Origin of the sequence: Nonomuraea sp. NPDC049158 (assembly GCF_040648335.1) — a bacterium.
GTDB lineage: Bacteria > Actinomycetota > Actinomycetes > Streptosporangiales > Streptosporangiaceae > Nonomuraea.
Window position 1 is genome coordinate 202274 of sequence record NZ_JBEZDM010000014.1, and the last position, 20264, is coordinate 222537.

Below are 20264 nucleotides of genomic sequence, written 5' to 3' on the forward strand. Positions count from 1 at the left end.
CTCCAGCGAGCGCGGTAGGCGGCCCCGCACCTCGGTCCCAGGTCAGCCGAGGTTGATGTGGTAGTCGAGAATCGCCCGATCGGCAGGGATGACGATGGGATCGGCCACTTCGACAACGCGGCCCTGGGCCAGGATGCGGCGGGTGATGGCGAACACGGGCACCCCGGATCCGATGCTCAACGTGGCCGTCTCCTCCGGCGTGGGCATCCGCGCCGAGACGCTCTCTTGGACGTCGTCCACGACGATGCCGATGGAGCGCAACTGGGCGATGGTTCCGCCCGGCCACGGTTCGCGATCGGGGTCGGCGACCGGCGTGCCCTCGACATCGGAGGCGAGCAGGCACGGCCGGGACATCTGGGTCGGCTCTCCCTGGGCGTGAAAGACGAAGCGCCGCTCCAGGACACGCGTCCCGGCCGCGACGCCGAACAGCTCGGCCAGCCGCTCGTCCGCCTCGATCCACTCATACGTCCGGTCGAGCCGGTAGTCCTGCCAGGCGATGCCCTGCTCGGCCGTAAAGGACGTCTGCGGTGTGTCCTGCGGCTCCATGTCCGCGCGATACCGCTCAGACGCGATGCGCCGAATCGAGGGCCGGCGCTTGGCGAAGACGCCGCGACCGCGCTGGCTGAACACCAGTCCTTCCGCCTTCAAGGCGGCGATGGCCTTGCCGACGGTGCTCTTGCTCGCGTGATACCGGGAGATGAGCTCCGGTTCGGACGGTAGGAGCTCGCCGGGGCGGAGCCTGCCGGACTCGATGGCCTCGCGGTAGTCGTTCACGATCCGCTGCTAGAGCGGCTCAGCCATGGGCGGCCTTCCTGTTCCGGACCCGATCAGCTTAGGGGACACCCCTTGAGGGAGCGGCCCTCGGATCTCACGAATCATCTTGACAACCTCCCTAGGGAAGTTCCTCCCTAGGGAGGAAGATGCCATGAATTGCCCGAATTAGGGACTTTGTGGGGACCGGCCCATGGTGCTCATGGTCCGTGCGGCGATGGCCCGATGACCGACGCCGAGATTCAGGCGAGGCTCGCCACCCTCAAGCGGCTGATGGCCCGCACCGGCGGCCCGGCGGCCGCGACGAGTAGCTGCACTCTCCCAACTTGCAAGCGGTGTGCTCAGGTGGAGATGAGGCCGACGGCCTCTCGTGAGACACCCACCCCCCACAACCTGGCACCGGAAGGCCCCCGCCATGACGCACCACGGGTACGATATCCCGCCATTGGCGGGGTGCCCGCTAGCTATCGCCTGGCCCGAGGCGCAGCTGCCGCTGGCCGCCGTCGTTGGCGCCGTCCTGCTCCTGCCAGCCGTCGACTCCCTGGTCCGGGTCGGGGTGTTCGTGCGGCAGTCGCCGCTCCGAACGCCCCGTGGACACGCTCCCATACCCCGAGAGAGCGCTTTCTCTTAGCCTTGACCGATGGAATTAGCTGAGATCCGCACCTATCCCATCAAGTCCACCAAAGGCGCCCCCCGCCCCTCCGTCCAAGTCCTCCCCTGGGGTCTGGAAGGCGACCGCCGCTGGGCCGTGGTGGACCCGCTGGGAGAATTGATCTGGGTAGGCGAACACCCCCGGCTCCTCTCGGTTTCGGCCGCTGAAACCCCTGAAGGCGACCTCCTCCTGTCTGCGAGAGGCATGGGTGAGCTCAAGGTCCCCCAGGCCACCGGCGACACGATCCCCGTGGGTTTCTCCAACTTCGACCGAGCCGTCCTCGCCCACGCCGACGCCCATGAATGGTTCACCCGCCTTCTCGGCAAGCCGGCCTGCCTCGTCTGGCAGGACGACCCGCGACGCCGCACCATTACCGAGGAACACGGCGGCCTCCCCGGAGAGATCGTCAACTTCGCCTGGGACGCGGCTCTCCACCTGGTCTCCCGGAGTTCGCTGAGACGCCTCGACGACTGGATCGCCGAAGGCGCCATGGAACGCCAGGAGCACCCCCCAGAGCCCCTCGACGTCGCCCGCCTCCGGCCCAACGCCGTCATCGACGGCGCGGAACCCTTCGCGGAGGACGCCTGGACGTCGGTCCGCATCGGCGAGATCGACTTCAGCGTCTCGGAGTTGTGCGACCGCTGCGCCGCCACCACCTGGGACCCGGCCACGCAGGACGGCGGCAAGGAACCCCTGAGAACCCTGGCCAAACACCGCCGCTGGGACGGAAAGACCTGGTTCGGCATCCGCCTGGTGCCCAGGAACGTCGGCGTACTGAGAGTCGGCGACGAAGTCCGGCCAGGCGCTTGAGGGCCGCCTTCACCACCGCGGGGTCGGTGGTCCGCAAGTAAGGCGGGAGCGAGTTGAGCGAGAAGCCGCTGTAGCGGGCGGTGACTGGGTGCGAGGTCCAGGACGGCCTGCGTGGCGAGTGATCCAATTGCCGGTCGCTCAAAGTCGATCAGGTCTGGCGGCTGGGCGTTCGCAGGCATCCTCCTGCTCGGAGGAGCAGGTAAAGGTGAGATTTCGCGGGTCTAGGATCGACCCGGTATTACTGAGGTACTCTTCTGGTATGACTGACAAGAGGGCGATCAGCCTCCCTGAGGAAGACGCCGCGTGGCTCGACGAGAAGGTGAAGGCGGGCGAGCTCCCGTCGTTCTCCGCGGGAGTGGCCGATCTGATCGCCACGGCCCGCAAGCGCGAAGCTTGGCTGGCCGACGAGGCCGCCGCCTTCGGCGAACCGCTGCCCGATGATCCCGAGCGCGCGGCGTACTGGGCGGCGCGGCTGCACCGCTCGACCGCTGAGGTCCTCAAGGACAGCGAGCACGACGCCGCATGACGCGCGGCCGTATCCTGCACACGCCGGCCGTGGCCGGCTACCTCGGCGGAGACAAGGACCTGCGCCTCATGCTGGCGGCGGCCGCCCGGGAGATGGTGACCATCGTCCTGCCCTCCAGTGTGCTGGCCATCGCCACGAGCGGATACCCCGAGCTGTACCTGCAACGCCTGGCCGCTCGGGTCGAGGCACTGCTGACCAATCCGGCGATCGTCGTCGACCACCTGATCGACCGGCGCGGCGACGCCGAGCGGGCCGTTCGCTCCGGCTTCCTGATGAGCGCTGTGGCCCTCACCCTCGAAGACGCGCAGACTGCGGACCTGGCGCTCAACCGGTCTGCCCCGGTGCTCACCACGCGGGCGGGCGCCGCACGGCTGGCCAAGATCGAGCCCCGGCTGGCCTTCGACCTGGTCGGGTAGGCGGGCTCACGCCTTTGGGGGCAGGTCGCCGAGCCAGCGTTTCGTCGCGCGTGCCGTACGCAAGCGGATCGCCGTCACCTCCGGGTACTGGGCGATGCGGTCGGCAGTCTGCGTCTTGCGGCGCTGGTGCTGCGTCCACGCCCACCGGATCGGGTGGTCGGGTTCGAGCCACGAGCTCCAGTCCTCCCGGTTGCCGTTCCACAGCTCGCGCCGGGTGATCGCGCGGCCGAGGGAGCGGCGTACGACCCGCCACATCACGGTGCGGCGCGGCAGGTCCAGCCAGGCGACCGTGTCGGCGCGCTGCCACAGGAGGTCACCCAGGAAGCGGTGGTACTGGTCCTCGGTCACCCATCGCTCGCCCCGGCTGAACTCGTCCACCTCGGCCTCGAACTCCGGCCGCTTGACCCAGCCGGGACCGTGATGCAGGGCGTCGAGCTCATGGCGGGGCAGGCCGAGCCGGGCGGCCAGCTTCCTGGCGAGCGTCGTCTTGCCCGACCCCGAGATGCCGCAGACGATGATCCTGTTCACCGTGCCAGTGTGACAGCTCGCCCAAATGAGGGTGCGCCATCCTGAATGTGCAGGTGGGAGGCCTTGTTTGATCTCTGTTGGAGGTGTTCTGTCTGGCCAGGGGCGGTGATCATGGTGGTAGATCATCTGTCAGCGTGTGGTCTGGTGATAGGTGACATTGCCGACAGTCCTCCCAACGAGTAGACATTTGAGCGTGGCGCGTGGATCACCTCGGCAGTGCGCCGTCGGCGGAGTACAGCATCCACGGCAGGATCATGGACGCCGGTATGATCGTGACCGTCCCGCTCCTCATAACGGTGCTGCTGTTCCAGCGCCGCCGGCGTTCTCCGGCGGGTTTGCGGACCCGCGTCGGATCGATCCGTGGTTGACACCTAGGTGGTCCTCCGTTAACTTTTCTGCAACCGATCTCAGCAACCGATCTCAGTGGGGAGTTCATGACCACTGGCCCTGGCGATCTGCATGCCTGCAGCGTACGTTGCGACGCGCTGCCCCAGCCGTCGCACCGAGACGCTGATGACCGGGCTCTTGGTGCCGTCGATGGCCTCGATGATCGTGCGTTGGTCGGGCGCCGTCAGGCCCTGCGGGCCAGCGAGCTCCCCGATGGGATGCTCAGCCGCAGTGGTGCGCAGACATGAAAAAGGCCAAGACGATCATCCTCGGCGCGTCGCACTGGCATGTGCCCCTGTGCGCAGACCGGATCGCCGAGCAGCACGACGTCGTGGGGGTCAGCGACCCCGACCCGTCGCGCACGGAGCACCTTGCGCGTCTCTGGGACGCGCCTCTCTACCAGTCCTGGGCGGAAGTGCTTGCGGCCCACGGGGACGCCGAGCTGGCGTACGTCTTCGTCCCGCACGACGTGATGCGCGAGGTCTGCCTCGCTCTCGTCGCTCGGCGCATCCCGCTCGTCCTGGAGAAGCCGGCCGGGGTGTCGTTGCAGGAGCTGGTCGACGTCCGGGCGGCCGCGGACGCTGCCGGGATACCGATCGCCGTGCCTCTCGTGCAGCGGGGAGGCCCGACCGACCGCTGGCTGGCGAGAGCCGGCCGCTCGGTGTACGAGAGCGTCCAGTTCATCGCGGGCCCGCCCGACCGCTACCTCGTCAACGGCAGTCCGTGGATGGTCAACGCCGAGCGCGCCGGCGGCGGGTGCATGGTCAACCTCGCTCCGCACTTCGTGGATCTCTTCCTCCGCTCGGCCGGTGCGGAGGAAGTAGCGGTGACGGCAGCCTTGTCGTCGACGCTGCACCGCCGTAGCGTCGAGGACTACGCCTCGATGACGCTGACCACGGCCGACGGACGGATCGCCACCATCGAGGTGGGATATGCGTTCCCCGGGTCGCCGCTCAAGCGGCACTGCTCCTTCATGCGGATCGGTGCCGCGGGGACCGCGACCATCTGGTCTGACGGGAACGCGTCGTTCACCTCCATCGACGGCGTCACGGAGACCGCACTCATCGACGTGGACAGCGACCCGTTGTACGGATTGTTCGTCGGCCAGGTGGCCGAGCAGCTAAGACATGATTTCGTGGAGCTCCCGCGGATCAGCGATCTCGAGACCACGATGGCCGTCATCTGGGACGCGTACGCGCACGGCCGACAGGAGAGAACCGTTGTCCACACCCAGCATCGATGAGGTAGCGGCGGCAGCCGGGGTCCACAGGTCGACGGTCTCGCGGGCGTTCTCCCGCCCCGAGGCCGTCAAGCGGGAGACCCGGGAGCACATCCGCCAGGTGGCGGCCTCCATGGGGTACAGGATGAGCCCGCTCGCCCAGGCGCTCCGAACCAAGGTCAGCACCCTCGTGCCTCTGATCGTCCCCGACATCACCAACCCGTACTTCGCCGAGCTCGCGAAGGCCATGACGGCCGCCGCGGGGGAGCGTGGCTACCAGCTGGTGCTGTGCGTGACGGAGAATGACGCGGACGCCACGGCCCGGTACCTCGACGCCATGCAGGCGATGTACGCGCCTTTCGCGGTGATCGCGCCCTACGCCCGGGTCTTTCCCGCCGAGTTCGAGTCCCGGGGCTTCGGAAAGCGGCTGGTCGTCATCGACCGGGTCGAGTCCGGCGACCAGATATCCACGGTGACCGTCGACAGCGCGACAGGGATCGCGCTCGCGTTGGACCACTTGTTCGAGCTCGGGCACACCTCCATCGCCTATGTCTCGGGGATCGCGGGGACGCACACCGCCGCAGACCGATGCCAGGCTTACCGGACGCTGGCGGAGAAGCGCGGGATGACGCCGATCGAGCTCGACAGCAGCGGGATCGGCGTCGGCGCCGGCGAACGTGCCGCAGAAGAGCTCGTGAGCCTGCGTGAGCGGCCGACCGCCGTCGTCGCGGGCAACGACCTGGTCGCCTTCGGACTCATCAGCTCGCTCGGCTCGCGGGGGATGTCGGTCCCCGGCGACGTCTCGGTGGTGGGCTTCGACGGTCTGGCGCTCGGCGCCCGCAGCAACCCGCCGCTGACCTCGGTGCAGCAACCCATCGCCGAGATGGGCCGCATAGCGATCCGTCTCGCCGAGCAGGTGGCGAACGGCGGCCCGGTCGAGCACGTAGTGCTCCAGCCGCAGCTACTCGTCCGCTCCTCGACCAGGCCGGTCCGGTGACTGGCCAGCTGCTTCCCGGGCTCCGTCACGTGGACCATGCTGCGTACACGGTCCCCGACCTGGACGAGGCGGTGCGCTTCTTCGTCGAGGTCCTCGGGGCGGAGGAACTCTACCGTTCCCAGCGCGGTCCCGACCCGTCGTTCATGCCGGCGCACTTCGACGTTCCGCCGGACGCTGTCCTCGAGCTCGCAATGCTGCGGCTCCCGCCGAACCTGAACGTCGAGCTGTTCGAGTGGCAGTCCGTGGACCAGCGGACCCAGCACCCTCGACACAGCGACCGGGGCGGTCATCACCTGTGCTTCGTCGTCGACGACGTCGACGCGGCGATCGCCCACCTCGGCACGATCCCGAACGTTCGGGTCCTCGGCGGCCGCAAGGAAGTCGGTCCCGACAGCCCCCTCGTGGCCGGCAACCGGTGGACGTACTTCGTCACCCCCTGGGGCCTGCTGATGGAGCTCGTGGACCGGTCCCGAGTGCAGAACCCCCCGAACCTCGTCGGCCCGGCGGACTGGAACCGCCCGCCAAGAAGGAGCACCTCTCTAGCATGATCATCGCCGGACACACGCTGGGAACCCCGGGCTGTGACCTCGCCGAAGCGCTGCGCCTCTTCGGCACGGCAGGTCTCGACGCCGCCGAAGTCATCTACCAGGACGATTATCCGGCGTCCATCAGCCCGTCGGACCCGCGGTCTGCGCAGCAGGCCGCCGCAATCGCCGACGCCGAAGGTGTCCCGATCGTCGCGCTCACCCCGTACACGACCTCCATCAACAGCGTCGACGCGGCGAGCTGGCAGCAGGGGATCGACGAATTCCGCGCATGCCTCGAGGCCGCGCACACCGTCGGTGCGACCCGCGTCCGGGTGTACGCCGGTGCCTGGCACCCGGGGGACACTGATTACGCCCGGCACTGGGAGCAGCTGCGGAGCGCGCTGACCGTCCTCGCGCCCGAGGCCGCGGACGCGGGCGTCGTGCTCTGCGTCGAGAACCACTTCGGCACCATGGCGCAGACCGCGGCCGATACCGCCCGTCTCGTCAGCGAGGTCGGCTTCCCCTCCGTCCGCGTCCTGTACGACCAGGCCAACCTGACCTTCACCCATGACGAGACCTGGCAGGAGGCCTTTGCCGTCCAGGGCGAGCTCGTCGGCCACGTGCACGTGAAGGACCTGGTCTTCAAGGACCCGGAGGCGCCCTTCCGGGCCTCGGACACCGCCCGGGTCAAGGCCGAGGAACGCGCCGTCAGGTCCCGGGTCGTCGGTACGGGCGTCGTGCCGTGGCCCGACATCCTCGAGGAGCTCGTGCGCCGCGGTTACGACGACGTGCTCTCACTCGAGTACGAGTACCGGTGGCATCCTCAGGACCTGCCCGACCCCGCGATCGGCTTCAAGGAGTCCGCGCTCGCGCTCCGCAAGATGCTCGCCACGGTGGTGTCCGCGTGACGAGTGGAGACGTGCTGCGCATCGGTGTGGTGGGCGCCGGCAACATCGCGAGCATCGCCCAGCTCCCGACCCTCGTCGCGCGCGACGACGTGGAGCTGCGAGGCCTGGTCACCCGCAAGGATGACCCGCAGCCCCTGATGCGGCGCTGGGGCTTCCGCCGTGCCTATCCGACGGTCGAGGCGTTGCTCGAGGCGGAGGAACTGGACGCGTTGTTCGTCCTCACGCCCCGGTCGGAGCACGTCCACGCGACGCGACTCGCGCTGGAGGCCGGCGTTGACGTCTTCTGCGAGAAGCCGCTGGCGACGAGCGCGTCCGAGGCGCAGTCCCTCGCCGAGCTGGCCGCCGTACGAGAACGGGTGCTCATGGTCGGGTTCAACCGCCGCTTCGCTCCGGTGTACGAGGCCGGTCGCGCGGCTTTCGGGGAGAGCGGTGCGAGCTTCTGCGTCGCCCAGAAGAACCGGGCAGGCTCCGAGTACCGCGCCACCTTCGAGAACGCGATCCACATGGTCGACCTGCTGCGCTGGTACTGCGGGGGTGAGCCCGTCGACGTCAGCGCGCACGCGGCCGGTGAGGACCGCTGGCAAGAGGACGGCGTGGCCGCGCTCGTCCAATTCGACAACGGTCACTCCGGCGTGCTCGTGGGGGCCCGCGACGCCGGCGGCTGGAGCGAGAAACTCGACGCCTACGGAGACGGGACGAGCGCGAATGTCACCGCGCCCGACCGGATCTCGATCAGCCGGCCCGACGGGACGACCGTGCGCGAGATGTCGCCCGAGGCCTTCGGCTGGGCGACGGCGACGCAGACGTTCGGCTTCGCCGGAGCGGTTCACCACTTCCTGGACCGTGTCCGGGACCGCGGTGAGCCCTTGACGTCCGGGGCTGACGCGGTGAAGACCCAGCTCCTCCTCGATCGCATCCTCGCCGCCGCCGGGCTCCCCACCGACGAGCAACCCGGACGGGCCTGGAGCAGCCATGCCAAGAAGTGACGGCGACGACCCGACGTCGTCACCGGCTCGGTCAGGTCGTTGAGCCTTGTGCACGGCATAAGTTTTTTCCACCGTCATTCAACCGAGGGGATGTTTCGACGTGATTATCAACACATTTTCGTATCTATGGTCGTCTACGGCGATTGATGCAATTGCGGAATTGGTCGACAATGGGTATAAGACTTTCGAAGTTCCGATTAGCTCTCCACATTGTTGGCCGGATGAAATATCCATCTCAGAGCGCTCGGCCATGAAAGCAAGGCTCAGTGAATCCGGCGCGAGAATCAGATCGCTCAATGCTGGTGGATATGACATCAACTTGGCGAGCCCTGGTGCAAACATGCGCCGCAAAAGTATTGAACACATCAAGTCGGTGATCGACTTGGCCGTAGCTTGGGATGTCCCCGAAGTTGTCATATCCCCCGGCACAAGACGCCCTATGATTTCACCTTCACTCGAAAAAGCTTATGGATGGATGTATGAGAGTCTGGGCGACCTGATTCCACTGGCCAAACAGGCTGGCACACGACTCCTTCTGGAAAATACTCCCTATTGCTTCACACCTACCATCCGGGACCTGGCGGGTATCGTCAGTACGGTCAACGATGATGTGCTTAAGATCGTGTACGACGTCGCCAATGCTGCTTACATTGAGGAGGATCCCGTAGCGGGTTTGCTCTCGCATCAAGAATCTATTGCGCTCGTGCATATTTCTGATACGGGTTTGGAAACATGGGGTCATGATCCAATCGGCACTGGAGTGGTAGATTTCGAAGGGTTGGGCGACGCCGTCGAAGCAACGTGCGGAGTAGGTAATGTTGTTCTCGAGATCATTCGCGAAGAAAACACCCTGTATGAGTTCAACCAAGCAATGCACGACCTCAGAAATAAAGGCTGGAAATTGGGAAACTAACTCAAGTGTGAGAGGTGGAGGGTGTCTGAAAAAGGTCAAGGCGAACGGCCGCTGTGGCGGTGCAGCAGGATCATGCTCATCGCCAGGTAGATGACGTTCTCGGAGGCCGCGGTCAGGTACTCGTAGTCTGTGGTCAGGCGTTGACGCTCGCCGGGTTGACACAGGCGGTGACCACGGTGCCTAGGGTGTCGACCAGCAGGTGCCGTTTAACCCCCGGAACCTTCTTGTCGCCGTCGTAACCGTGTAGGCCGCCGCGATCGGTGGCCCGGACGCTCTGGCTGTCGATGATGCCAGGCACAGCCTGCCCGCACCCAGTACGCCAGCGCATTGACAATTTCCCGGCGCTCATGGATGGCAGGCCGGCCGCCTGGCTTGGGAACAGGAATCAGCGGGGCGAGCAGCTCCCACTCAGCGTCGGACAAATCGGTGGGGTGCGGACACCGAGGAACCATCGCACGCCTCCAGGCTCACGCCCCCGACACCTGTCAGCATGACCCACCAGCCACTTTTCAGACACCCTCTGGTGCTGACTCTACTCGAAGCACATCGAGCCTTAAGAGTTGGAGCTTGGCCGACCGGGAATATGGCTAAGAATAGACTTAGAGAAGCCGCCATCGACACAGATGTCTTGCCCCGTGACATAGCCCGACAACGGGCCTACCAGAAACTCGATCACATTCGCGATATCCGTGGGGTCCCCAATTCGCGACAGCGGAATGATGCCTTCCCTTGCTTTCTTGATTTGGGGGTCGGCATACATTTTCTCAGTCATCGGTGTATGAGTCATACCTGGGGATACCACATTCACACGAACACCGTCAGGCGCCCACTCCAAAGCGAGTGTCTGGGCCAGCATCGTCAAAGCAGCTTTGCTGGGGCTGTAAGCACCTGATCCGGCATGCGGTAGCTGACCGGACATTGAGGAGGTAAAACAAGCCGAACCGCGACTACGCTTCAGATGCGCGTAGCTTGCTTTGGCAAGAAGCCACGCGCCGCGGAGGTTAACGGAGAACATATCGTCCCAGTCCTCGACGGATAGGTCGCATATTGCGCCGGGGCTGGCGATTCCAGCATTCGCTACCAACCCATCCAGGCCACCAAATTCGGCTACCGTAGCTTCTACAAGTTGACCTGGCACGTCGGGATCACTGAGGTCACCCACCAGCGCGATGGCGGTACCGCCCAGCGACTGAATTGAACGGACAATTTGCTCTTGATCAGTGGTCAATTTGTGTCCGCACACCGCGATCTGCGGCTGCTCGCCCCGAGCAAGAGCCGCCTCTGCGAGCCTCACGCATGTAGATGCGCCTATGCCGCTACTTCCACCACTGACCAAAGCTCTCATCGTGCACACTCCTATAGCTAGGGATTAATAGGTCGAACGTTGGTAGACCTATTCGTAGATTGCCGAAAGCCAGCCCGCTACCGAGTATTTCTTTGGCAACGGACACCTTCCGCAAGCGGTGGTCGTCACGGTTCGCTGCGCAGCTCGTCGGGTACGGCGTCTTCGAAGCCGAAGAACTCCAGATAGGCGGGAATCAGCTCGAACAACATGTCGCTGCCGACCTGGATCGTGCAGCCCTTGTCCTTGGCTGCCTGCAGGAACGGCGTGATGTCGGTCTTGAGCACCACATCTCCGACGTACGAACCGGGGGCGACGCGGTCGACGTCGACAGGCAGAGGATCGCCGTCCTTCATTCCGATGGGGGTGGCGTTCACGATCAGGTCGTAGCCCTCGGGATCCCTCGACCCCATCACGACCTTCACGTCCGAGTAGTGCAGGCCGATGCGCTGGGAGAGCGCTTCAGAGGCGGCTGCGTCGGGATCGAACAAGCCGATCTCGGCCATGCCGAGGCCGGCCAGCGACGCAGCGATCGAAGAACCGACCCCGCCGTTGCCGACGACCAGCGCGCGTTTCCCGGTCGGGTCGAACCCCTTGCGCAGCATGCCGCGGACGAAGCCGGCGCCGTCGAACTGGTCGGCGATGAGCGACCCGTCCTCCCGCCGCAGGACGGCGTTCGTCGCGCCGGCGATCGCGGCGGCCGGGCTGATCTCGTCCACCAGCTCCATGGTGGTGACCTTGTGCGGCATGGTGACCAGCGCACCGCGGATGTTGGTGAGGGTGAAGATCGATCGGAAGAAGTCCGGGTAGTCCTCGGCCTTGATCCCCATCGGGACGACGACGGCATCGATGCCGTTCTTCTCAAACCAGGGGTTGCAGATCAGCGGCGACTTGAACGTGTGCGTGGGGTAGCCCAGGTGCGCGATGAGTGTGGTGGTTCCGCTGATCACCGGGTGCCTCCGTCTGTGCCGTGTCCTCCGTGCTCGAAGTCAACGGGCGGGGCCGTCACGTCCGAGGCGGTCCCTGCCTCCTGCGCGTCGTTGGAGAGCTCTGACAGTCGTACGCCGGTCCACGCGCACCGCAGCCCACCGTGCACGGCCCAGTACTCGTCCCAATGGGCGAGCTTGACCTGGTCGCGTTTGAGGCCACGCTTGCGCAGCCGGTCCTGCAGCGTCCTCGGGGAGACGCGGACCCGTATCACCTCCACGTCGATCGGCGGCCAGTCGAAGCGCTCCGCGGCCGCGGTGATGAAGGCGGGGTCGGACAGGTAGGGGCTGAAGGGTGCGTCTATCACCACGGGGCAACCGAGGCGGAGGTTGGCCCCGGCGACGTCGAGCAGCGAGTCGTACTCGAGGGGCAGGATGTTGTCGCGGTAGAACTGGTTGGCCTCGCGGTCGCCGGGGTCGTACCCGGCCGACACCAGGGCGGACTCGACGAACCGTGCGCTCATCGCGTCCTTGTCGAGGTAGGCGGCGCCGTGCTGCCGGGCGAGGCGCTGGGCGATCGTCGACTTGCCGGAGCCCGCTGTGCCGATGACGATGCGCAGGGTCGGCGCGTTCATCCGCGCGCGTCCCGCACCGCCATCAGGACGTCGCGGGCGGCGGCGGTCACCCGGGTGAAGTCGCCGTCAGGCTGCCACGCCTTGGTGACGGCGCTGCCCACACCGACGCCCGCCACGCCTGCGGCGAACCACTCCTTGACGTTCTCGACAGTTACCCCACCGGCGGGCATGATCGGCAGGTGCGCCAGCGGCGCGAGCACGGCCTTGGCGTACGGAATACCCGCGTTCTCGGTCGGGAACATCTTGATGATGTCCGCACCCGCCTCAGCGGTCTCGAGGATCTCGGTCGGGGTGAAGGCCCCGCTGATCGTCGGCACCTGGTAGCGGTTGGCGACCCGGATCATCTCGGTGTTGAGCTGCGGGCTGACCAAGAAGGCCGCACCGGCTCGGATGCTCTCGTACGCGGCGTGGCCGTCGAGGACGGTTCCCGCCCCCACGGCGACACCGTCCGGTGCGTACCGGGTGGCCAACCGTCGGATGAGCTCGACGGCCCCTGGGATGGAGAGCGTGATCTCCAGGGCGCGGAACCCGCCCTCGATCGCGGCGTGCGCGACGCGCTCCGCGCTGTCCGCGTCGGGCAGCCGAACGATGAGCACAGCGCCTGACTCGTCGATCGTGCGCAGTGTCGCAAGCTTGGTGAACACCTGTTTCCCTTGGCTGAGAGAGTGATTGACAAATAGTCGCATGCTCCTTACTGTCTCTGCAACCGATCTCAGCAACCGATCTCATTGGGGAGACGCTCATGGGAGCTCGCAGAGCCTTCGGCCCCTGCGATCCGCCTCGCCGGGTGGCGCACCCCCGGAACGGGTCTCGCGTCAGATCGGCACCAGGCGGCATGTGCTGACCTGGACCGGGTGCCGATGACGGTCGTACGGCCGGAGCCCGGGACGAGCTCGACCGGTCCAGGAACACCAAGGCGCTGCCGCACCGCTGGCTTCGCCCCCTCGACTGGGGCCTGCTGACGAGGAACGGCGATGTCCTCGACGAACACGTCCTGACGATGCCCAGCACGGCACCACACCCTCCAAGGAGCGCTCAATGACGACGAACTCACCAGACGCCTCCGGGACTTCAAGCCCTCCGGGGCTCTCTGAAGTTCTGGATCGCCCTCGCCGCCCGGTCAACATGGTGGCGGGCACGATCGGCCACTTCGTCGAGTGGTACGACTGGTACATCTACGGGTTGCTGACCGCGGTGTTCGCCCCGCAGATCTTTCCGAGCCACTCCCCGTTCGCCTCGCTCATCGCGGCGCTGCTCACGTACGCGATCGGGTTCGTGGTCCGCCCCTTCAGCGGGATCATCGTCTCGCCGCTGGCCGATCGCTACGGCCGGCGGGCCATCCTCACCCTGTCCGTGTCCGGGATGGCGCTGGGCTCCCTGATCATCGCGCTCACCCCCGGGTACGGCACGATCGGCTACGGGGCGCCCATCCTCTTCGTGGTGGCCCGGATCCTGCAGGGTATCTCGGCCGGCAGCGAGCAGCAGAGCGCCATCTCGTTCATGGTCGAGCACGCCCCGCCGAACAGGAGAGGTCTGTTCGGGTCCTTCTCGAACATGGCGAGCGGCCTGGCGACCCTCGCCGCCACCGGGGCCGCCGCGATCATCGCCACAGCCTTCGCTCCGGACGAGCTCGCGGTCTGGGGCTGGCGCATCCCCTTCCTCGTGGGCGGCCTCCTGGGTGTGGTCGGTCTCGTCCTGCGGGCCCGCGCCGACGAGACCTCCGAGTTCGAGGCAAGCTCCCTCGTCGACAAGAAGTCGGCACCCGCACGGCTGCTGGCTCTGCTCCGTGAGCATCCGAAGGCCCTGCTGCAGACGGCGGCGCTGTCCGCGCCGGCCGTGGCCTACTACACCTGGGCGACGTTCCTGCCCACCTACGCCCAGCTCACCAGCGGACGGGACAAGGGCTCCACCTTGGTCGGCAGCGTCATCGGGCTCACCCTGCTGGTCATCGTCGTGCCGATCTGCGGCGCGCTGTCGGACCGGCTCGGTCGGCGCAAGATCTTCCCCATCGTAGGTGCGGTCGGCATGATCGTGCTCTTCTACCCTCTGCTCCTCCTCCTCGACCGGCCGGGCTTCTGGATCTACGTCGTGGTGGCCGCATCAGGTTGGCTCGTCCTGGGCATCTGGCAGGCGGTGTACCCGACCATCCAGGCGGAGCTGTTCCCGGCGTCGGTCCGGGTGGCCGGCATCGGCTTCTCCCACCAGCTGGTGATCGCCGTCTTCGGCGGCACCGCTCCCCTGATCGCTGCCGCGTTCGTCGCCGCCGGGCACCCCAGGTACGTCGCTCTCTACATGATCGTGATCGTCGCTGTCTGCCTCGCCGTCTACTTCACGCTCCCGGAGACGGGCAGCAAGACGCCGCGAGCGACCGTCGCGCTGAAGGACCCTGAGGTCGTGGAAGGTGAGCTGGGATAGGCCACTGTGCGCACCCGGACGAGGCGTTCCCTGTCGTAGGCGCCGCCTGCTCTCCGCGAGCAAGGCGCTCTTCATCGACGAGGGTCGCTTCGTATCGAGGCCGGAGGTTGGTGACACTCCGCTGAGTGCTTGAACTGACGAGGGCCTCCGGGCGATGGGATGCGTGTCTGGCTGTGGATCGATGCGATCGAGCACGTACTCCAAGCTCTGCAGACGGGCGTGGATCGGAACCCGCCCCGGCCGCTCATCGGAGATCACCACCGCCCGCCACCACGACCTGCCCGCCAAACTCCGCGACGCCGGCCTGGCCGCCCTTGCCGACCTCGGCTTCGTCGGCCTGGACGACGACCCCGTCGAGCACGGCTTCGCCGACCTGAAAGGCCGGCGTGTCCTCACCAAACCCGTCTGGACCCCACCGGCGCCACTGAACTGCTCCGCGCCCTGCTCCTCCTCACCGCGGACCTCAATCCAGGCCTGCGGCTGTCGAACGTGAAACCGCGGTCCAGGCCGGAAATGGAGATTGTCCGATGAACGACATGTGGGCGGAAGTCCCCTGGCTGCTCGCCGACAACCGCTATGCCGTGCTCGGCACGGCTGATCGCCACGGGCGGCCGTGGGTCACTCCCGTGTTCTACGCGGCACGCGGTGCCGACCAGCTGGTATGGGTGTCGGCCCCTGACAGCAGACACTCCCGCAACCTCGCCGAACGCCCAGAGATGGCGATCACGGTGTTCGATTCCCATGCCCCGGTCGGCGGTGCCGAGGCGCTCTACCTGGAGGCGGTCGCCGCGCCCGACCAGGATCCCGGCGCGGCCCTCGCCCTGCTCAACGCTCGCCTGCCCGCCGGTAAGGAGCTCACCGGCGACGACCTCGCGCCATCCGGCCCGATGCTGGCGTACCACGCTGACGTGCGGCGACACTACCTCCTGATCCGGGGCGGGGACTCGCGGTTCGACAACGTCACAGACGCGCGGCTCCTTGTCACACCGCCAAATGGTGCCGGGTGAGGAGAAACCGGCCTCGCATGGCCGGGAGGCTCAGGCGAAGCGTTCGATCGTGACGGGGATCAGGCCCTGCTCGCGGATCACCTGCCGGTGGTGGTGGAGCAGCACCCCGATGGTGAACTCCGGGCCGGCCCCCAGGCGTACGGTCATGTCCAGGCACCAGGCGATCCCCTGCCCGATCCGGCGCATCTCCCAGGTGAAGGTGTGACCCTCGGCGGTCACCGTCGCCGTGCCGACCACGCGGGCCAGGGGGTCCGCGGGGTCGGCTACCGGCTCCAGCCTCAGGGCCGACCGCACGTTCGCCAGGCCATCCCCGCCGAGCTCCCCGGCGAACAGGACGCGGTAGCGGCGCGATCCCGTCGCGCCCAGGTCAAGCGGGGCGGCGGCCGGCAACGGCTGGCGTTCGCGGAACAGGGTGCGGATCTCCGCCGCTGGTGGCAGCTCGCCCCCGCCGCACGCCTTGTAGGCGTCACTCGCGTCGTGACGGCTCACCGCGATCACCCGCGAACGCAGCAGGGCGTCGGTACGGAGGTTGCGGCTCGTCGCGGACGAATCACCCCACGCACCGGTCGCCGACGACCACTCGACGCCGTCGATACCGGCCGCGGTGTAGTCGTCGCAGAGCACGAACTCCTCCACCAGGATCCCTAGAGGCGGCACTCCACGGTCTCTGTCTTCCGGCGTGGCGAAGATCAGGTAGTGGTCCAGCGAGGCGTCGTCCGCGCCGCCGGCCCTCTGCACACCATCTGACATCACGTGATCCTCCGAGCTAGGTGTTACGGGATCTCTGTGAGCGATCGCCTAGCCGACACGAGCCCGAGGGCCCCATGTCCAGCTCTGGTTCGTGCTGCCCGGATCGCAGGGCGAGCCGAAGACCTGGCCCTTGTCGTTGCTGTTCAGGCAGGTCGCCGGTGACAGGCCCGTCCACTTGATCAGAAACCAGTCGCCGTAGTTGGTCTTGATGGTGGAGAAGGTGAACCGCTGATGCTTGAGATCGGACCCGCAGCGGCGTACGAGCACGAGCGGACCTTTGGGCGCACCGATGCACAGCTTGCCGTGAAAGTCGGCGCTGGCGAGTTGGGAGCGGGCAGTGCGGTTCCATAAGTAGCCCTGGAGGCCGGGCCGGCATTCCCAGGTCCGCGCGATGTTGCCCATCCGCCGCGTCGAGCTGTCGCCGCGGATGGTGAGGCACATAAGGGTGGAGACGTTTTTGATCACGTATCCGCTGTCCGCCAGCGCCGGCGCGGTCGGTGTCAGGGTGGCCAGGACGGTTGCCGCGAGGGCCACCTTTGCGATCTTTGCCCGTATGCTCATGGGTCGGCAGGCTATCCAGACCGCGACCGGCGAACGGGCTTCAGAGCCACCCCATCCGCTGAGCCGTACGGATGGCTTCGAGCCGGTTCTGGGCGTTCAGCTTGGTCATCGCGCTGGACAGGTAGTTGCGTACGGTGCCCTCAGTCAGGTGCAGTTCGGCCGCGATCCGCGCGATCGTGGCCCCGTCGTCGGCCAGGCGCAGGGCGTCCCGTTCCCGTTCGGTGAGGGGGCTGTCGCCCGCGGCCATGGCCGCCGCCGCGAGTTCGGCGTCCAAGTAGCGGCCGCCCGACTGCACCTTGCGGATCGCCATGGCCAGTTCCTCGGCCGAGGCGTCCTTGCCGAGGAACCCGCTCACCCCCGCCGCCATCGCCCTGCGCAGGTAGCCGGGCCGACCCAGGCTGGTCAGGATGACGATCTTGCACATGGAGCTGATCTGCTCCGCCGCGCTCAGCCCGTCCATGCCGGGCATCTCGATGTCGAGTACGGCCACGTCGGGGCGGTGTTCGACGACGGCGGCCAGCACCTCGTCGCCCCGGCCGACCTGGGCGATCACCTCGATGCCCGCCTCCAGGTCGAGCAGGGCCGCCAGGGCGCCGCGTACCAGGTGCTCGTCGTCGGCCAGCAGTACGCGCGTCGTCATGCCGGGACCGCCGCCCTGAGCAGGTAGGCGCCGTCGTCCGTGGGCGCCGCCGACAGCGTGCCGCCCGCGGCGCTGACCCGCTGCGACAGGCCGCCGAGCCCATCCGGCGCGTGGTCGCTCACCGGCCCGTTGACCCCGTCGTTGGACATCTCCAGCACCCCATCCTCGATCGTTATCGTGCAATGTCCGGCCTTGCTGTGCTTGAGGACGTTGGTCGCGCCTTCCCGGAGCACGGTGGCCAGCAGCGTGCGGGTCTCGGCGGTCAGCGAGCCCGTGTCCGCCCGGACGACGCAGCGTACGTCCGCCGCCTCCAGCACCGCCCGCACGCTGGCCAGGACCTCGTCGAGGTCCACGGCCCGATAGCTCTGCACGGTGGACCGCACCTCGCGCAGCGTATGCCTGGCCAGGTCGCGTACCTCGAACATCTCGCCCGCCGCCGCCGAGGGATCCTCGCGCAGTGTCAGGGAGGCGGCCCCGGCCCTGGCCGAGATGTCGGCGAGGCTCTGGCCGAGCAGGTCGTTCAGGTCGCGGGCGAAGCGCAGGCGTTCCTCCGACACCGCGAGCCTGGCCCTGGCCTCCTGGCCCTCGTGGGCATCCCTGGCCACGCGCCACAGCCACAGGTTCGCCAGGACGCCGCCGGTGACGAGGGTGGTGAGGACGGTCTGGACGAGGAGGACCTCGATCAGGAACCCGACCGCGAGCGTGATGTACGCGTTGACGACCACGATCGACCCGGCGGCCAGGATGAGGATGGTGCGCCTGCGGACGAACAGGGCGAGCATTCCCAGCCACACCGGGATCGCCCAGACCATCGCCAAGGCGGTCAGGAGCAGCGTGATGACCCCGGCGACCGCCAGCATCCCGGTCGGCCGCCGGCCGCCCCTGACGGCGATCCTGAACGGGCGGGTGGCCAGCCCGACCAGCACGAGGAGCAGGACGGTCGCCGCTATCGTGAGGGCGGCGGGAAAGCCCGCACGCCACCGGACGTACAGCTCGAAGAGCCCGATCAGGGCGAGCAGGTTGGCGATGTCGGTGCTGTAGACGATCAGCCAGCGCACCTTGTCGAGCCGGCTCGCCCGCCGAAGCCGGCCGCCGCCCTCCCAGCTCACCCGCCGTAACCGGCCGCCGCCCTCCCCGCTCGCCCACCGTAGCCGGGCGCCGCCCATCGCCCTCATGCGGGCACCGCCGCCCGCAGCAGGAACTCGCCCGCGGGCGTGCTGGCCGCCGTGAACGAGCCGCCCGCGGCCGACATGCGCTCGGCCAGCCCGCGCAGCCCGCTCCCGGCCCCGTCCAGGCCGCTGGTGGCGGGCCCGCGCACGCCCTCGTTCAGGCCGCTGATCGCGGGTACGCCGTCGTTGCGCATCTCCAGCACGCCACCGTCGATGACGATCGCGCAGCGCGTGGCCGTACTGTGCTTGAGCACGTTGGTGGCCCCCTCGCGCACCGCCCAGGCGAGCAGCGTACGGGCGGCCGGGGACAGGTCGTCGGTCCTGGCCTCGATGACGCACCGCGCGCCCGCCGCCTCCAGCGCGGCGCGGACCCCGGCGAGCTCCTCGTCCAGGTCGAGCACCCGATAGCCGTCCACGGCCACCTGCACCTCGGCGAGCGACTCAGCCGCCAGGCGGCGTACGTCGGCCATCTCGGCCGCCGCCTTGCCCGCGTCGATGGTGGCCAGCTTGGCGGCCAGCTCGCTCTTCAGCGTGAGGACGGACAAGCTGTGGCCGAGCAGGTCGTGCAGGTCGCGGGCGAAGCGCAGCCGCTCGTTCGACACGGCCAGGGTGGCCTTGGCCTCCCGGCTGTCGTAGGCCTCCCTGATCGTCCACCACAGCCAGCGCCAGAGCCTCATGGTGGCGGGCAGCAGCACGGCGGACACGGTGAGGGAGATCAGGAGGTACTGCCAAGGCTGGCCGCTGACCGCCGACACGTAGAAGGTGGTCAGCGCGACCAGCGCGGCGCCCACGCAGGCCGTCGCCCGCAGCGGGAGGTAGAGGGCGAGGGCCGAGAACCAGAGGCACCCGACCATCTCCCACGACCCGGTGGTGGTGATGGAGGGCGGCACGAGCGCCACCGCGCCGGCGGCGAACAGCCCGCCCGCGACCAGCTTCGCCGTGGGTCGCGGCCGGTCGTCGTAGGCGTCGCGCAGGACCAGGGGGAGGAACGCCAGCGCGGCCAGCACGCACACCTCTGCGGCCACCGCGTGCGGTACGGAGATCCGCCCCTCGCGGGCCGAGGCGAGGACCATCATCGAGAGCATCAAGGCCATCAGGGCGACCGAGGCGTCCATCCAGTAGAGGAGGATCTTCTTCGCCGTCTCGGGACGGGTCGCCATCTCACCCCTCTCTCGCCGA

Annotated in this window: 25 protein-coding genes and 1 pseudogene; 12 read left to right on the top strand and 14 right to left on the bottom strand. The window is 67.7% G+C overall.

What is annotated here, in order from left to right:
* Nucleotides 1-42 precede the first annotated feature (42 nt).
* Both AB0B61_RS29295 and AB0B61_RS29300 read right to left on the bottom strand, forming a co-directional pair.
* Nucleotides 43-774, bottom strand: coding sequence for a GntR family transcriptional regulator (locus tag AB0B61_RS29295; protein WP_358438305.1), 732 nt, complete (start codon nt 772-774; stop codon nt 43-45).
* A 457-nt stretch (nt 775-1231) separates the two neighbouring features.
* Entirely contained in the window at nt 1232-1369 is a 138-nt protein-coding gene (locus tag AB0B61_RS29300; protein ID WP_358438308.1) for a hypothetical protein, read from the bottom strand.
* A gap of 42 nt (nt 1370-1411) precedes the next feature.
* Between AB0B61_RS29300 and AB0B61_RS29305 the strand changes: the two genes are divergently transcribed.
* The 3 genes from AB0B61_RS29305 to AB0B61_RS29315 all read left to right on the top strand — a co-directional run bounded on the left by AB0B61_RS29305 (nt 1412) and on the right by AB0B61_RS29315 (nt 3175).
* Nucleotides 1412-2233 (top strand): MOSC N-terminal beta barrel domain-containing protein, encoded by an 822-nt coding sequence (locus AB0B61_RS29305; protein ID WP_358438311.1) that lies wholly within the window; start codon nt 1412-1414, stop codon nt 2231-2233.
* A 259-nt stretch (nt 2234-2492) separates the two neighbouring features.
* The gene (locus tag AB0B61_RS29310; protein WP_358438313.1) at nt 2493-2759 is read left to right on the top strand and encodes a hypothetical protein; all 267 of its coding nucleotides are present in this window, start codon (nt 2493-2495) and stop codon (nt 2757-2759) included.
* Nucleotides 2756-3175 carry a hypothetical protein gene (locus tag AB0B61_RS29315; protein ID WP_358438316.1) on the top strand — a complete coding sequence of 140 codons (420 nt, stop codon included), beginning with the start codon at nt 2756-2758 and terminating at the stop codon, nt 3173-3175. Before AB0B61_RS29310 ends, AB0B61_RS29315 begins: the two co-directional genes overlap by 4 nt.
* A 6-nt stretch (nt 3176-3181) precedes the next feature.
* On the opposite strand, the gene AB0B61_RS29320 is transcribed toward AB0B61_RS29315, so the two are convergent.
* Nucleotides 3182-3703: a hypothetical protein gene (locus AB0B61_RS29320; RefSeq protein WP_358438319.1), complete on the bottom strand. Its 522-nt coding sequence runs from the start codon at nt 3701-3703 to the stop codon at nt 3182-3184.
* A gap of 631 nt (nt 3704-4334) precedes the next feature.
* Here AB0B61_RS29320 and AB0B61_RS29325 point away from each other — a divergent pair.
* From AB0B61_RS29325 to AB0B61_RS29350, 6 genes are all read left to right on the top strand, one after another.
* On the top strand, nt 4335-5333 hold the full coding sequence (locus AB0B61_RS29325; RefSeq protein ID WP_358438322.1) for a Gfo/Idh/MocA family oxidoreductase: 999 nt from the start codon (nt 4335-4337) through the stop codon (nt 5331-5333).
* Nucleotides 5311-6306 (top strand): LacI family DNA-binding transcriptional regulator, encoded by a 996-nt coding sequence (locus AB0B61_RS29330; protein WP_358438325.1) that lies wholly within the window; start codon nt 5311-5313, stop codon nt 6304-6306. The genes AB0B61_RS29325 and AB0B61_RS29330 overlap by 23 nt, the downstream gene beginning before the upstream one ends.
* 29 nt (nt 6307-6335) lie before the next feature.
* Nucleotides 6336-6854 carry a VOC family protein gene (locus tag AB0B61_RS29335; RefSeq protein WP_225289227.1) on the top strand — a complete coding sequence of 173 codons (519 nt, stop codon included), beginning with the start codon at nt 6336-6338 and terminating at the stop codon, nt 6852-6854.
* Entirely contained in the window at nt 6851-7741 is an 891-nt protein-coding gene (locus tag AB0B61_RS29340; protein ID WP_358438329.1) for a sugar phosphate isomerase/epimerase family protein, read from the top strand. Before AB0B61_RS29335 ends, AB0B61_RS29340 begins: the two co-directional genes overlap by 4 nt.
* Nucleotides 7738-8727, top strand: coding sequence for a Gfo/Idh/MocA family oxidoreductase (locus AB0B61_RS29345; protein WP_358438332.1), 990 nt, complete (start codon nt 7738-7740; stop codon nt 8725-8727). Before AB0B61_RS29340 ends, AB0B61_RS29345 begins: the two co-directional genes overlap by 4 nt.
* 100 nt (nt 8728-8827) lie before the next feature.
* Nucleotides 8828-9640, top strand: a complete 813-nt coding sequence (locus AB0B61_RS29350) for a sugar phosphate isomerase/epimerase family protein (protein ID WP_358438335.1) — start codon at nt 8828-8830, stop codon at nt 9638-9640.
* 133 nt (nt 9641-9773) lie between these two features.
* On the opposite strand, the gene AB0B61_RS29355 is transcribed toward AB0B61_RS29350, so the two are convergent.
* The 6 genes and pseudogenes from AB0B61_RS29355 to AB0B61_RS29380 form a co-directional block, all read right to left on the bottom strand.
* Nucleotides 9774-9989, bottom strand: a complete 216-nt coding sequence (locus AB0B61_RS29355; RefSeq protein ID WP_358438338.1) for a transposase — start codon at nt 9987-9989, stop codon at nt 9774-9776.
* Nucleotides 9925-10092 (bottom strand): annotated as a pseudogene (locus tag AB0B61_RS29360) (transposase); the annotation flags it as partial. The gene AB0B61_RS29355 and the pseudogene AB0B61_RS29360, both read right to left, overlap by 65 nt.
* 101 nt (nt 10093-10193) lie before the next feature.
* Nucleotides 10194-10985 carry an SDR family oxidoreductase gene (locus AB0B61_RS29365; protein WP_358438341.1) on the bottom strand — a complete coding sequence of 264 codons (792 nt, stop codon included), beginning with the start codon at nt 10983-10985 and terminating at the stop codon, nt 10194-10196.
* A 125-nt stretch (nt 10986-11110) separates the two neighbouring features.
* A complete protein-coding gene (locus AB0B61_RS29370) occupies nt 11111-11932 on the bottom strand; it encodes a hypothetical protein (RefSeq protein ID WP_225289233.1) in 822 nt (273 codons plus the stop codon).
* Nucleotides 11929-12543 carry an ATP-binding protein gene (locus AB0B61_RS29375; protein WP_358438344.1) on the bottom strand — a complete coding sequence of 205 codons (615 nt, stop codon included), beginning with the start codon at nt 12541-12543 and terminating at the stop codon, nt 11929-11931. The genes AB0B61_RS29370 and AB0B61_RS29375 overlap by 4 nt, the downstream gene beginning before the upstream one ends.
* On the bottom strand, nt 12540-13187 hold the full coding sequence (locus AB0B61_RS29380; RefSeq protein ID WP_358438347.1) for a hypothetical protein: 648 nt from the start codon (nt 13185-13187) through the stop codon (nt 12540-12542). The genes AB0B61_RS29375 and AB0B61_RS29380 overlap by 4 nt, the downstream gene beginning before the upstream one ends.
* A gap of 394 nt (nt 13188-13581) precedes the next feature.
* Between AB0B61_RS29380 and AB0B61_RS29385 the strand changes: the two genes are divergently transcribed.
* From AB0B61_RS29385 to AB0B61_RS29395, 3 genes are all read left to right on the top strand, one after another.
* Entirely contained in the window at nt 13582-14958 is a 1377-nt protein-coding gene (locus AB0B61_RS29385) for an MFS transporter (RefSeq protein WP_358438349.1), read from the top strand.
* 181 nt (nt 14959-15139) lie between these two features.
* Complete coding sequence (locus tag AB0B61_RS29390; RefSeq protein ID WP_358438352.1) at nt 15140-15451, top strand: hypothetical protein; 312 nt, start codon at nt 15140-15142, stop codon at nt 15449-15451.
* A gap of 34 nt (nt 15452-15485) precedes the next feature.
* Complete coding sequence (locus AB0B61_RS29395; protein ID WP_358438355.1) at nt 15486-15965, top strand: pyridoxamine 5'-phosphate oxidase family protein; 480 nt, start codon at nt 15486-15488, stop codon at nt 15963-15965.
* A 30-nt stretch (nt 15966-15995) separates the two neighbouring features.
* On the opposite strand, the gene AB0B61_RS29400 is transcribed toward AB0B61_RS29395, so the two are convergent.
* Genes AB0B61_RS29400 through AB0B61_RS29420 form a run of 5 tightly spaced genes read right to left on the bottom strand, consistent with a single transcriptional unit; the run spans nt 15996 to nt 20245 of the window.
* Nucleotides 15996-16715, bottom strand: coding sequence for a hypothetical protein (locus AB0B61_RS29400; protein ID WP_358438357.1), 720 nt, complete (start codon nt 16713-16715; stop codon nt 15996-15998).
* Nucleotides 16716-16763: 48 nt separating this feature from the next.
* Nucleotides 16764-17276 carry a ricin-type beta-trefoil lectin domain protein gene (locus AB0B61_RS29405; RefSeq protein ID WP_358438359.1) on the bottom strand — a complete coding sequence of 171 codons (513 nt, stop codon included), beginning with the start codon at nt 17274-17276 and terminating at the stop codon, nt 16764-16766.
* Nucleotides 17277-17316: 40 nt separating this feature from the next.
* A complete protein-coding gene (locus AB0B61_RS29410; RefSeq protein WP_357642485.1) occupies nt 17317-17916 on the bottom strand; it encodes a response regulator transcription factor in 600 nt (199 codons plus the stop codon).
* On the bottom strand, nt 17913-19091 hold the full coding sequence (locus tag AB0B61_RS29415) for a histidine kinase (protein WP_358438362.1): 1179 nt from the start codon (nt 19089-19091) through the stop codon (nt 17913-17915). The genes AB0B61_RS29410 and AB0B61_RS29415 overlap by 4 nt, the downstream gene beginning before the upstream one ends.
* The gene (locus tag AB0B61_RS29420) at nt 19088-20245 is read right to left on the bottom strand and encodes a histidine kinase (RefSeq protein WP_358438365.1); all 1158 of its coding nucleotides are present in this window, start codon (nt 20243-20245) and stop codon (nt 19088-19090) included. Before AB0B61_RS29420 ends, AB0B61_RS29415 begins: the two co-directional genes overlap by 4 nt.
* Nucleotides 20246-20264: the final 19 nt, after the last annotated feature.